The sequence below is a fragment of the Streptomyces sp. NPDC007162 genome, from assembly GCF_040634175.1.
GTDB lineage: Bacteria > Actinomycetota > Actinomycetes > Streptomycetales > Streptomycetaceae > Streptomyces.
This window is the reverse complement of the sequence record NZ_JBEYFC010000249.1, coordinates 1-12,684: the sequence shown is the minus strand read 5'-3', so window position 1 is coordinate 12,684 and position 12,684 is coordinate 1. Positions and strand designations below refer to the sequence as shown.

The following is a 12,684-nucleotide window of genomic DNA, read 5'->3' as shown; positions in this document are numbered from 1 at the left end:
GCCCCGGTCGTGGCAGCCAACGGTGGCGGTGCCTTCGTCAACAAGCTCTCGGTGGCGGAGAACCTGCTGCTGGGCCGCCGCCCGCGCGAGTCCAGGCGGCGGTTCCTGGTGGACGGCGCCGCACAGCGGGCCGAGGCGGAGGCGATGCTGGCGGAGATCGGCCTGTCCGCGAAGACGATCCCGGTGGGCCGTGAGGTGCGCACCCTTCCGGTGCCGACCCGGCAGATGATCGAGATCGCCAAGGCCTGGGGCCGCGAGCCCAGGCTGCTGATCCTGGACGAGCCGACCTCCTCACTGGGGCCGGTCGAGGCCGAGATGGTGCTGGGCCTGGCCCGGCAACTGGCCGAACGCGGCGGCACGGTGCTCTTCATCGGGCACCGGCTGGACGAGGTCCGGGAGGTCAGCGACCGTGTCCTGGTGCTGCGCAACGGCCGGCTGGTGGCCGACCTCGAACCCGCGGAGGCCACCGAGGAACGGCTGATCCGGGAGATGGTCGGCGGCGAGGTCGCGCAGGGCGAACCGAAGGCACCGCCGGCCACCAGCCCGGTCCTGCTGCAGGTCGAGGGCCTGACCGCGGACGGTCTCGGACCGGTCGACCTCGAGGTGCGCGAGGGCGAGATCCTGGGCGTGGCCGGGCTGATGGGCTCGGGCCGCAGCCGCCTGGTCCACACGATCGCGGGTGCGCAGCCCTCGACCGGCGGCCGGATGCGGCTGGGCGGCGAGTCGTACCGCCCGAAGGGTGCGGGGGACGGGGTGGCGGCCGGGATCGCACTGATCCCCGAGGACCGCAAGGAACAGTCACTGGTCCTCTTCGCGTCGATCCGCTCCAACGTCGTCGTCTCGGTCCTCAAGCGGATCAGCAGCCGGGGGCTGCTCGGCCCGGGCCGGGAACGCGCCGAGGCCCGGAAGATCACCGAGAACGTCAACGTGCGCATGCAGTCGGTGGAGCAGCCGATCGGCTCGCTGTCCGGCGGCAACCAGCAACGTGCCATCTTCGGGCGGGCGTTCGCCGCCGAGCCGCGCCTGCTGCTGCTCGACGAGCCGACGCGTGGCGTGGACGTGGGCGCGAAGGCGGAGATCTACCAGTTGATCGACCGTGCGGCCCAGGAAGGCATGGGCGTCGTGGTCGCCTCCTCCGAGCTGGAGGAACTGCTGTGGATCTGCCACCGGATCGCGGTGATGAACCACGGACGGGTCGCCACGGTCATCGACCGGGCCGACGCCACCAAGGAACGGATCATGACGGCCGCGGCCGGAACAGCGCCGAACGCGCCGGAAGAGGCCGCTCGGGAAACGACCGGCCAGGAACACCTCACGAACGGAGCCACAGCATGAGCGCGCAGAGCACGCTCGCCCCCGAGGAGGCCGCGCCGAAGCAGCGCCCGGCCGTGTCCAACCTCGCCCGCAAGCTCGCCGCCTCCCCGGAGGCCGGCGTCATCATCGCCTGTGTGCTGGTGTTCGCCGGGATCGCCGCCAACGCCGACACGTACACCGCCGTGGGCAACCTCCAGGTGATGGGCCGCGACCTGTCCCAGGTCGGCATCCTGGCGATCGGCGAGTCACTGGTCATCCTGACCGGCGGCATCGACCTGTCGGTGGGGGCGCTGGCCGGCCTGGCGGGCATCCTGGCCGCCTGGTTCAACGTCAACGAGGGCATGCCCGCGCCCCTCGCCATCCTGTTCACCCTGGTGATCTGCGGCGCGGTCGGCCTCTGGCACGGGGTCATGGTCACCCGTCTCAACGTGCCGCCCTTCGTGATCACCCTGGTCACCTACACGGTCGCCCAGGGCACCGCGCTCGCGATCACCAGTGGCTCGCCCATCAACAACCTCGACCCGATGTTCAGCAACCTGAGCCAGTACTACATCGGCCAGATCCCGGTCCCCGCACTGTTCTTCGTCGGCGCGGCCGCCGTCGCCTGGTTCGTGCTGGAACGCACCTACGTGGGCCGGCAGATCTACGCGGTCGGCGGCAACAAGGAGGCCGCCCGGCTCGCCGGCATCCCGACCGCCCGCCGGATCACCTCCACCTACATCGCCAGCGCGGCGCTCGCCGGTGTGGTGGGCGTCCTGGTGATCGGCCGCATGAACGTGGCCGACCCGTCGGTCGGCGCCGGCTGGGAACTGACCGCGATCGCCGCCGCGGTGGTCGGCGGGATGTCGCTCTCCGGCGGTGAGGGCCGGATCGCCGGCATCGCGGCCGGCGCGATCCTGCTGGAGTTCATCACCAACGGTCTGCTCGCTCTCAAGGTCAGCCCCTACGACCAGCAGGTCGTACAGGGCGCGGTCCTCGGCGTCGCCATCCTGCTCGACCGGGCGCGCGCCCGATACTTCGGCAGGAGCCGCGCCTAGCACGCGGTCGGCTCGGCGGACCGGGGCGCACGAAGCCCGGTCGGCGTCGGCACATGACCGAACGACGGTCGACATATCGAATACCGCTGTGTGGAGGAGGCTGATGGTGAACGCCGGGGACGAGATCGCGGGGAACCCCGAACTCTGCGTCGTGGGAGTGGACTTCGGGACACTGTCGGGACGGGCCGTGGTGGTCCGCGTCCGCGACGGCGCGGAACTGGGCACGGCCGAGCACGCGTACCGGCACGCGGTCCTGGACCGGGAACTGCCGGACGGTACCCGGCTGCCACCGGACTGGGCCCTGCAGGTGCCGTCGGACTACGTCGACGTGCTGCGCCACGCGGTGCCCGAGGCGCTCGCGGCCGCCGGTGTGCGGTCCGAGCAGGTGATCGGCATCGGCACGGACTTCACCGCGTGCACGGTGCTGCCGGTGCTCGCCGACGGCACCCCGCTGTGCGAACTGGCCGAGTACACGGGCCGCCCGCACGCCTACGTGAAGTTGTGGAAGCACCACGCCGCCCAGGGCCAGGCCGACCGGATCAACGCGCTGGCCGCCGAGCGCAAGGAGCCGTGGCTGGGGCGGTACGGCGGGAAGATCTCCTCCGAGTGGGAGTTCGCCAAGGCGTTGCAGGTCCTGGAAGAGGACCCGGAGATCTACCACCGCACCGAACGCTGGCTGGAGGCGGCGGACTGGATCGTCTGGCGGCTGTGCGGCACGTACCTGCGCAACGCCTGCACCGCCGGTTACAAGGGGCAGTACCAGGACGGCGCCTACCCCTCACCCGCCTACCTCGCGGCACTCAACCCCGCTTTCGCCGACTTCGTGACCGGGAAGCTGGAGCACCCCATCGGCACGCTGGGCGCGAAGGCCGGGCACCTGACGGCCGAGGCGGCGGCGTGGACGGGACTGCCGGAGGGCATCGCGGTCTGCGTGGGCAACGTCGACGCACACGTCACGGCACCCGCGGCGGGAGCCGTGGAGCCCGGCCAGATGGTGGCCATCATGGGCACCTCCACCTGCCATGTGATGAGCTCCGACCAGCACGGCACGGTCCCCGGCATGTGCGGGGTCGTCGACGGCGGCATCCTCCCCGGTCTGTGGGGCTACGAGGCAGGGCAGAGCGGTGTCGGAGACATCTTCGGCTGGTTCGTGCGCACCGGTCTGCCCGCCGACTACGCCGAGCAGGCGGCCGCGCTGGGCCGGGACGCGCACGAACACCTGACGGCGCTCGCGGCCGGACAACGGGTGGGCGAGCACGGCCTGATCGCCTTGGACTGGCACAGCGGCAACCGCTCCGTGCTCGTCGACCACGATCTGAGCGGTGCGGTCGTGGGACTGACCCTCTCGACCCGGCCGGAGGACGTCTACCGCGCGCTGCTGGAGGCGACGGCGTTCGGCACCCGCACCATCATCGACGCCTTCGAGACCTCCGGTGTCCCGGTCGGGGAACTCATCATCGCCGGCGGGCTGACGAAGAACGCGCTGCTGATGCAGATCTACGCGGACGTCACCCGGCGCCCGCTCGGGGTCATCGGCTCCGCCCAGGGGCCCGCCCTCGGCGCGGCGATGCACGCCGCGGTGGCGGCCGGGGCGTACCCCGACATCAAGGCCGCCGCCCGGTCCATGGGCAAGGCCGACCGCGGGGTGTACCGGCCGGACCCGGACCGCGCCGCGGCCTACGACCGCCTCTACCAGGAATACCGGCTGCTGCACGACTACTTCGGGCGCGGCGCCAACGACGTCATGCACCGCCTGCGCCGCATCCGCGCCGAGGCGTCCGCCTGAGCGCCCCACTTCGCACGCCCGCGCGCCGCGCCACCGACACGCCCGCACACCGCTCCACGAAAGGAACCGTCATGACCGCCCCCGAAAAGCCCTCCGCCGGCCAGGAGATCTGGTTTCTCACCGGCAGCCAGGGACTGTACGGCGAGGAAGTGCTGGACCAGGTCGCCCACCAGTCCCGGACGATAGCCGAGAGACTCGACGCGGCCGACCCGATCCGGCTGCGGATCGTGTGGAAGCCGGTCCTCACCGACGCCGAGTCGATCCGCCGGCTCTGCCAGGAGGCCACCGCCTCCGACCACTGCGTGGGCGTGATCGTGTGGATGCACACCTTCTCCCCGGCCAAGATGTGGATCGCCGGCCTGAGCGCGCTGGACCGGCCGGTGCTGCACCTGCACACCCAGTACAACCTGTCGCTGCCCTGGTCGAGCATCGACATGAACTTCATGAACCTCAACCAGGCTGCCCACGGCGACCGGGAGTTCGCCCACATCGAGTCCCGGCTCGGTATCGAACGCAAGATCGTCGCCGGACACGCCACCGACCCGAGGGTCGTCGGGCGCGTCGCCGCCTGGGCCCGCGCCGCCGCCGGCCGGCACGCCGCCCGCACCCTGCGCCTGGCCCGCTTCGGCGACAACATGCGCGACGTCGCCGTCACCGAGGGCGACAAGGTCGAGGCCCAGCTGCGGTTCGGCTTCTCCGTGAACACCTACGGAGTGAACGACCTGGTCGCCGCCGTGGACGCCGTCGACGACAAGGCGGCCGCCGAGCTCGCCGCCGAGTACGTCGAGTCGTACGACATGGTCCCGGCCCTGCGGCCCGGCAACATCCGCCATGACTCCCTGCTCTACGCGGCCCGCCAGGAGATCGGGCTGCGCACCTTCCTCACCGAGGGCGGCTTCACCGCCTTCACCACCAACTTCGAGGACCTCGGCGGCCTGCGCCAGCTGCCCGGGCTCGCCGTCCAGCGCCTCATGGCCGACGGCTACGGCTTCGGCGGCGAAGGCGACTGGAAGACCTCCGCCCTGCTGCGCGTGATGAAGGTGATGGGCCAGGGGCAGCCCGGCGGCACCACCTTCATGGAGGACTACACCTACCACCTCGGGCCCGGCACACCCCGCATCCTCGGCGCCCACATGCTGGAGGTCTGCCCCTCCGTCGCGGCCGACCGCCCCCGGTGCGAGATCCACCCGCTCTCCATCGGCGGCCGCGAGGACCCCGTCCGTCTCGTCTTCGACGCGGCCGAGGGCCCCGCCGTCGTCGTGGGGCTCTCCGACCTCGGCGACCGGTTCCGGCTGACCGCCAACGAGGTCGACGTCGTGCCCCTCACCGAGCCCGTGCCCCAGCTGCCCGTCGCCCGGGCCGTGTGGAAACCACGTCCCTCGCTCGCGGAATCGGCCGAGAGCTGGCTGCTGGCCGGCGCCCCGCACCACACCGTGCTCAGCTCCGCCGTCGACATCGAGACACTGACCGACTACGCCGCCATGACCGGCGTCGAACTGCTCACCATCGGCGAGAACACCACGGTGGAGCAACTCGCCAAGGAGATCCGTTGGAACGCCGCCTACCACCGACTCGCCCAGTCCCTGTGATCCCCGACCGCGTCGAAAGAGCCGAAAGGGACGAGCGATGACCGTACCGGTACGCGACGGCCTGCGGGAGGAGGTCCTGGCTGCCAACCTTGCCATTCCCCGGGCCGGCCTCGCCACCCTCACCTGGGGCAACGTGAGCGGAGTCGACCGCGAGGCAGGGGTGTTCGTCATCAAGCCCTCCGGCGTCCCCTACGAGGACCTCACCCTCGACCACCTGGTGACCGTCCGCCTCTCCGACGGCGCCGTCGTCGAGGGCGACCTGCGCCCCTCCACCGACACCGAGACCCACCGCTGCCTCTACCTGGCGTTCCCCTCCGTCGGCGGGGTCACCCACACCCACTCCACCCACGCCGTCGCCTTCGCCCAGGCCCACCGCGACATACCGGTCCTCGGGACCACGCACGCGGACACCTTCAACGGGCCCGTCCCCGTCACCCGCGACCTCACCGCCGAGGAGTGCGCGAAGGACTACGAGTACAACACCGGCCGCGTCATCGTGGACACGCTCAAGGACGACCGGAAGGCGGTGGAGGTCCCCGCCGCGCTGGTCGCCGGCCACGGCCCCTTCACCTGGGGCGCCACCGCCCGCAAGTCCCTGGAACACGCGATCATCTGCGAGGCCGTCGCCGACATCGCCCTGCACACCCTCAGCCTCGCCCCGACCGCCCCACCGCCCCCGCACCTCCTCGACCGCCACTACACCCGCAAACACGGCCCCGACGCCTACTACGGCAACCCGGACGCGACGTCGACACCCGGATGACCGCTGCACGGGGCAGGGCTTCCCATGGGCTATGATCGATCTTGAGGCGGTCACCGAACCCGGTCGGCTGCTGCCGCGTCGGTGGTCCAAGGAAAGACACCCCGCTTCCTGTGGGGAAATGCAGGTGCAAGGCCTGCCCGGCGCTCGATCACGGGGCCCGTCCGCACACCGCGGACGGGCCCCGCGCGTTGGCACCTGGTGGGCCGCGGCCGGACGGCAGGCGCATCGCTTCGAAGCCGCGCCGGTTCACGGGCAGGTCGCCGCCAGAGGGCGTTCCTTGCGGCGGCGCGTGCGGCGGGTCGGGTACATCACCACTACCGGTAGTTTCAGGGCGTAAGCCGTCCACCACCCTGGAGACACCCATGACTGAACGTACCGACCGGATCATCGCCGCTCTGCGCAGCGGACACGACCACCTCGCCGCCCGGGTGCGCGGCCTGGCTGCCGCCGACCTCACCAAGGGGTCCGGAGCCGCGGAGTGGGACCTGTCGCAGGTGCTCAGCCACCTCGGCAGCGGTGCGGAGATCACCCTGGCCGTCCTTGAAGGGGCTCTGGACGGCAGCGGTCCGAAGGACATGGACTTCAACAAGTCCGTGTGGGCGCGCTGGGACGCGATGTCCCCGGCCGAACGGGCCGAGGGCTTCGTACCCGCCAACGAGGCGCTGGTGAGCCGCTACGAGGAGCTCGACACGCAGACGCGTGAGAATCTGCGGATCAACCTGGGCTTCCTGCCGACACCCGTGGACGTGGCGACGGCGGCGGGCCTGCGGCTCACCGAATTCACCCTCCACACCTGGGACATCGAGGTCGCCTTCGATCCGGCGGCCGTCCTGGCGTCGGAGGCGACCGAGCCCCTGCTCGACCAGGCCGGTCTGCTCATCGGCCACCTCGGCAAGGCGGACGCCGTGGACGGCCGACCCGTCCGCCTCGCGGTACGGACCACGGATCCCGGCAGGTCCTTCGGTCTCACCCTCGACGAGGCGGTCGCGCTCGGCGACGAACCGGCCGAGCCCGACGCGGTGCTGAGCGCGCCCGCCGAGTGGTGGCTGCGCCTCACGACCGGCCGCCACGCCCCCGCGCACACCCCGACGAGCGTGACCCTCACCGGGGCCGCACTGACGCTGGACGATCTACGACGGGTCTTCCCCGGCTTCTGAGCCGGGGCCCGCGGCGGGGCTTCGCCGCAAGGTGGCGGTCGTCGGACCGCCGACGAGGACGGACAGGAAATCGACGTGGAATCCGGATCTCAGGCAGGGCCGGCCGTATCCCGGCCGGTCGCTGCCGAGAGCGCGCGGAACGCACCGCCGTGCCACCGGGGGCGCCTGACATGGTGGTTGCGGCGCGTGGTGTCCGTCAGCGCCTTCGCGCTGGCGGTGCTGACCATGGCTTCGTTGGTCTTCAACGCCTTCACCGCGGGGCGTGCCGCGGCTCCCGGGGGGCTGCGCTACGTGCAGGCGGCGGACATCCGCACCCGGTACCGGGCCTGGGGCACGAGCGGGTCGCCCGTCGTCCTGGTCCACGGTGCCTTCGAGCAGGCGGACACCTGGGCGCGCCTGGCCCCGCTCCTCGCCCGCGATCACCGGGTCTACGCGCTCGACCTGACCGGCGACGGGTACAGCGAACGCCGAGGCCCCTACACCGTCGACCATCTCACCCGGCAGCTGTTGGGCTTCCTCAGTGCCGTGCACCTCGGCGGGCCCGGCGAACGCCCGCTGCTGGTGGGCCACTCCAGCGGTGCCGCGGTCGTCGCGGAGGCGGCCCTGCGTGCCCCGGGGCGGATCGGGAGCGTGATGCTGCTCGACGGGGACGCCCTGGACACCGGCGCCGGTCCGCCGTCCGCCCTCAGGTACCTGTTGGTCGACCCGTACCGCACCAGCCTGCTCCGGCTCGGCCTCGGCGTCGACCGGCTGATCCGCTCCTTCTACGACGCCCAGTGCGGCCCGGCCTGCCCGCGGCTGGACGCGGCCGGGGTCGACGAGTGGCGTCGGCCGCTGCGGGTGCCGGGCGCCGAGGCCGCGCTGTGGAACATGCTCGGCCAGGGTGTACCCGGTCTCCCCGCGGGCCAGGTGGCCCGACTCGCCGCCGTCCGCATTCCCAAGTCCGTCGTGTTCGGCGCCGAGGACGACGTGTTCAGCAAGCGGACCCCGCAGGAGACCGCCCACCGCATCGGCGCACCCCCGCCCACCCTCATTCCCCGAGCCCGCCACCTCACCATGATCTCCAACCCTCGGCGGGTCGCCGCAGCCGTGGAAGCCCTCGCCGACACCCGTGCCGCTGCGCCGTAGCAGACTCCCCGCCCCTCGGCTGAGGCTGCCGGCGGACGGCGTGGCATCCGCCGAGCGCGCGGCCTCCGTCACGTCGACGGACCGCGTGGTCCTCTTCTCGACGCGGGTCTGGGGCTGCTGCGGGTGCCCACGAAGCTCTTCGCGCAGCCGATGTCGACTCCGGTCAACCCCGAACTGCGGCGCATGGTCGTGGCCGGGCCCGCGTGGTCGCCGGGATGCCGGGGACGACCGTCTCTCCGCGGACGCGCTACCGCGAGATCTCCGTCAACGGCGTCATCACCACCGACCAGGACCACGCCACGGCCCTGGTGACGGCGGACGGCGTCTTCGCCGCCCCCGGCCCCGACCGAGCCGGAGCACTGTTCCCGAACCTGCCGGCCCCCTGACCCTTCACCGGCCGTGCCGGGCGGCCGCATTCCCGGCCCCGCCGCCCGAACCGACGGGCCGTCAGGTCGCCGACGAATCGTCCGAGCCACCGTGCGTACCCCCAACGGCCCCTGCACACAGGGGCGTTCGGGCCCGTCGGCACCGACCTTCGGCATCCGGCGGTCACGGCGTGCTGCACCACTCCGCGTGCCCGGTCGTCATCGTGCCCGAGCCGGTGTGACCACCATGACCGACCGCACCGCCCCCGCCGGCGAAGCCCGCTGACCCCGGGGTGGGCCGACCGGCCCCCCGGTGCACCCCGGCCAGCCCATGGGACCCCTCGCCGATCCGCTGGATGCTCGAAGTGCCCACAGACGCCCGGAGGAGAACCCGATGACGGACGACCTGCTCAGCCGACCCCCGGTCCACGCGCTGCTCGCGGACGGCACCACCGTGTGCATCCGCCCTGCGGCGCCCGGGGACCACGACCAGCTGGAAGGGTTCTACGACGGGATGTCCGCGGAGAACCTGCGGTTCAGGTTCTTCTCGATCAGCCGGCGCTCGGGCGCCCTGGCCGCGGACCGGGCCTGCGCCCCCGCCCGTCCGGGCCACCTCGCCCTGGTCGCACGGACACCGGAAGGGATGATCGGGGTCGCCGAGTACGACACCGGCGGCGACGGCGAGGACACCGCGGAGGTCTCCGTCGCCGTGTCCGACGGGATGCACCACCGTGGAGTCGGCACGCTGCTCGTCGAGCACCTGGTCTCCGCGGCCCGTGCCGAGGGCATCACCGGCTTCACCGCCGACGCGCTCAGCGACAACCGCGAGGTGCTCCGTCTCTTCGCCGACCTGGGGCTGCGCACCGAACGCCGCCTCGAAGGGCCCGAGACGCGCTGTGTCATCCGGCTCACCGAGGACGACGCCTACCTCTCGGCCGTGGAGGCCCGGGGTCGCGCGGCCGACGTGGCCAGTCTGCTGCCCCTGCTGCGGCCCGAGGTGGTCGCGGTCGTCGGCGCGGGACGCAGGCCCGGCTCGGTCGGCCGGGCGATCCTGCACCATCTGCGCTCCGGCGGGTTCACCGGGCGGCTCTTCGCGGTGAACCCCGGTGCCAGTTCGCTCCTCGGCGTCCCGTGCCACCCGTGCGTCGGTGACCTGCCCAGGACCCCGGACCTGGCGGTCCTCGCCGTACCCGCGGCAGCCGTCCCGGCCACCGCCGAGGAGTGCGGCAAGGCCGGTGTGCGGGCGCTGCTGGTGGTGACCTCCGGTCTCGACGCGAACCAGGCACGAGACCTGCTGTCGGCCTGCCGCGGCCACGGCATGCGTCTGGTCGGCCCCAACTGCCTGGGCGTCTCCAACACCGAACCCGAGCTGCGCCTCGACGCGACGTTCGCCGCAGGCCACCCGCTTCCGGGCAGTGCCGGGATCGCCGTACAGTCCGGTGGTATCGGGATCGCCCTGCTCGACGGTCTGTCCCGGCTCGGCATCGGCGTCTCCTCCTTCGCTTCCCTCGGCGACAAGTACGACGTCAGCGGCAACGACATGCTCCAGTGGTGGGAGACCGACGGCCGCACCGACCTGGCCCTGCTGCACCTGGAGTCCTTCGGCAACCCGCGCGGCTTCTCCCGTACCGCCCGCCGGGTGACCCGCCGGATGCCGGTGCTGACGGTCGACGCGGGCCGTACCGACGCGGGCCGGCGTGCCGCCGCCTCGCACACCGCGGCCGCCGCCACCCGCACCATGACCCGGCAGGCCCTGTTCACGCAGGCCGGCATCACCGCGACCCGCTCCGTCGGCGAACTCCTCGAAGCCGCGGCCCTGTTGCACTCCCAGCCGCTGCCCGGCGGATGCCGGGTCGCGATCGTCACCAACGCGGGCGGCGCGGGTGTGCTGGCGGCCGACGCCTGCGCGGAGGCGGGGCTCGCCCTGCCCGCGTTCACCGCGGAGACGGTCGACGACCTGCTCGCCGTACTGCCTGACGGCGCCGCGACCGGAAACCCCGTGGACGCCACCGCCGCGGTCAGCGAGGAACAGCTCGACGCCTGCGTGGACCGGCTGATGCGGTGCCCCGGTATCGACGCGGTACTGGTGGCCCTCGTGCCGACCGCAGTCGCCGAGGCCACCGGCGACGACCTGGTGCGCGCTCTCACCCGGGCGCCCGGGCACCGCCCCCGGCCGGTCGTCGTCGTACGACTGGAGCAGGACCGGTCGGTCGAACTGCTGTCCGCCGAGGGCGGCACGATCCCCTCGTACGCCGAACCACAGGCCGCGGCCCGCGCACTCGCGCACGCCGCCCGCCGCACGGCCTGGCTCGCCCGCCCCGCGGGCACCGTCCCGGAACTCCCCGACGTCGACACCCACCGCGCCCACACGATCGTCGAGGATCACCTGCGGACCTCGCCGGACGGCGGCTGGCTCCACCCGCGCACCTGCGCCGACCTGCTGTCCTGCTACGGAATCCCACAGCTCCCGTGGGCCTGGGCCGAGACCGAGGACGAGGCCGTGCTCGCCGCCGACCGGCTGCGCGGCTTCGACGGACGCGTGGTCATGAAGGCCCACTGGCCGGGGCTGCTCCACAAGACGCAGCAGCACGCGGTCCACCTCGACCTGCGCGGCGACTCCCAGGTGCGCGCCGCCTTCCGGGACCTGGCGACCCGGTTCGAGGGTCTGACGACCGGTGTGGTCCTCCAGCCGCTCGCCGCCCGTGGCACCGAACTGTTCGCGGGCGTCGCCCAGGACGAGGTCTTCGGCCCGCTCGTGCTCTTCGGGCTCGGCGGAACGGCCACCGAGATCCTCGCCGACCACGCCGCACGGCTCGCCCCGCTCACCGATCACGACGTGCACGACCTGATCACCGCGCCGCGCTGTGCCCCGCTCCTGTTCGGTGCGGACGGCGGCGCGCCCGTCGATCTCGACGCCCTGGAACAGCTCCTGCTGCGGTTGTCGCGGATGGCCGCGGACCTGCCCCAGCTCGCCGAGGCCGACTTCAACCCGGTCCTCGCCGCGCCCGGCCAGGTCACCGTGCTCGACGCCCGCGTGCGCCTGCTGCCGCGGCGGCCCCACGACCCCTATCTGCGGCGACTGCGCTGAGGAGGAACAGCCATGAAGCACGACAAGGTCGGCTCCGTGATGACCAGTGACGTCGTCTCGGCCGTCTACGGAACCCCGTTCAAGGAGGTGGCCCGGCTGCTGGCCGGCCACCGGATCAGCGGGCTGCCGGTGATCGACGAGGACGACAAGGTCATCGGCGTCATCTCCGAGACCGACCTGATGGAGCGCCAGGCCGGGACTCCCGACCCCTCCGACCCGCCGCACCCCTCCCGGCTCGCCGCGTTGACACCGTCCGGCCGGAGACAGGCCGCGAAGGCTCAGGCCCGTACCGCCGGTCAGCTGATGACCCGGCCCCCGGTCACGGTGCACGCCGACAACACGATCGTCGAGGCGGCCCGCACCATGGCCGGGTCCCACGTCGAGCGGCTGCCCGTGCTCGACGAGGAGGACCGGCTGGTCGGCATCGTCACCCGGCGCGACCTGCTCCAGGTCTTCC

Annotated in this window: 10 protein-coding genes; all 10 read left to right on the top strand. The window is 72.6% G+C overall.

Annotated features, from left to right (window positions below; genetic code table 11):
- On the top strand, positions 1-1,335 hold a 1,335-nt coding region (locus tag ABZ646_RS26460; RefSeq protein WP_360523704.1), incomplete at its 5' end, for a sugar ABC transporter ATP-binding protein.
- Entirely contained in the window at positions 1,332-2,351 is a 1,020-nt protein-coding gene (locus ABZ646_RS26455) for an ABC transporter permease (RefSeq protein WP_360523701.1), read from the top strand. The genes ABZ646_RS26460 and ABZ646_RS26455, both read left to right, overlap by 4 nt.
- A gap of 103 nt (positions 2,352-2,454) precedes the next feature.
- Positions 2,455-4,137 (top strand): ribulokinase, encoded by a 1,683-nt coding sequence (gene araB / locus ABZ646_RS26450; protein WP_360523698.1) that lies wholly within the window; start codon positions 2,455-2,457, stop codon positions 4,135-4,137.
- A 71-nt stretch (positions 4,138-4,208) separates the two neighbouring features.
- On the top strand, positions 4,209-5,726 hold the full coding sequence (gene araA, locus ABZ646_RS26445) for an L-arabinose isomerase (protein WP_360523695.1): 1,518 nt from the start codon (positions 4,209-4,211) through the stop codon (positions 5,724-5,726).
- Between the two features lie 37 nt (positions 5,727-5,763).
- Positions 5,764-6,489: an L-ribulose-5-phosphate 4-epimerase AraD gene (gene araD / locus ABZ646_RS26440; protein ID WP_360523692.1), complete on the top strand. Its 726-nt coding sequence runs from the start codon at positions 5,764-5,766 to the stop codon at positions 6,487-6,489.
- Positions 6,490-6,851: 362 nt separating this feature from the next.
- Positions 6,852-7,646: a maleylpyruvate isomerase family mycothiol-dependent enzyme gene (locus tag ABZ646_RS26435; RefSeq protein WP_360523688.1), complete on the top strand. Its 795-nt coding sequence runs from the start codon at positions 6,852-6,854 to the stop codon at positions 7,644-7,646.
- Positions 7,647-7,832: 186 nt separating this feature from the next.
- Positions 7,833-8,774: an alpha/beta hydrolase gene (locus tag ABZ646_RS26430; protein WP_360523685.1), complete on the top strand. Its 942-nt coding sequence runs from the start codon at positions 7,833-7,835 to the stop codon at positions 8,772-8,774.
- A gap of 215 nt (positions 8,775-8,989) precedes the next feature.
- A complete protein-coding gene (locus ABZ646_RS26425) occupies positions 8,990-9,160 on the top strand; it encodes a hypothetical protein (protein WP_360523682.1) in 171 nt (56 codons plus the stop codon).
- 373 nt (positions 9,161-9,533) lie between these two features.
- Complete coding sequence (locus ABZ646_RS26420; RefSeq protein ID WP_360523679.1) at positions 9,534-12,227, top strand: GNAT family N-acetyltransferase; 2,694 nt, start codon at positions 9,534-9,536, stop codon at positions 12,225-12,227.
- A gap of 12 nt (positions 12,228-12,239) precedes the next feature.
- Positions 12,240-12,684: CBS domain-containing protein (locus ABZ646_RS26415; protein ID WP_360523676.1), on the top strand; the 445-nt coding region annotated here is incomplete at its 3' end.

Coding starts and splice junctions, on each gene's coding strand:
- ABZ646_RS26455 (WP_360523701.1), top strand. CDS start 1,332: ATGAGCGCGCAGAGCACGCTCGCCCCCGAGGAGGCCGCGCCGAAGCAG.
- araB (WP_360523698.1), top strand. CDS start 2,455: ATGGTGAACGCCGGGGACGAGATCGCGGGGAACCCCGAACTCTGCGTC.
- araA (WP_360523695.1), top strand. CDS start 4,209: ATGACCGCCCCCGAAAAGCCCTCCGCCGGCCAGGAGATCTGGTTTCTC.
- araD (WP_360523692.1), top strand. CDS start 5,764: ATGACCGTACCGGTACGCGACGGCCTGCGGGAGGAGGTCCTGGCTGCC.
- ABZ646_RS26435 (WP_360523688.1), top strand. CDS start 6,852: ATGACTGAACGTACCGACCGGATCATCGCCGCTCTGCGCAGCGGACAC.
- ABZ646_RS26425 (WP_360523682.1), top strand. CDS start 8,990: ATGCCGGGGACGACCGTCTCTCCGCGGACGCGCTACCGCGAGATCTCC.
- ABZ646_RS26420 (WP_360523679.1), top strand. CDS start 9,534: ATGACGGACGACCTGCTCAGCCGACCCCCGGTCCACGCGCTGCTCGCG.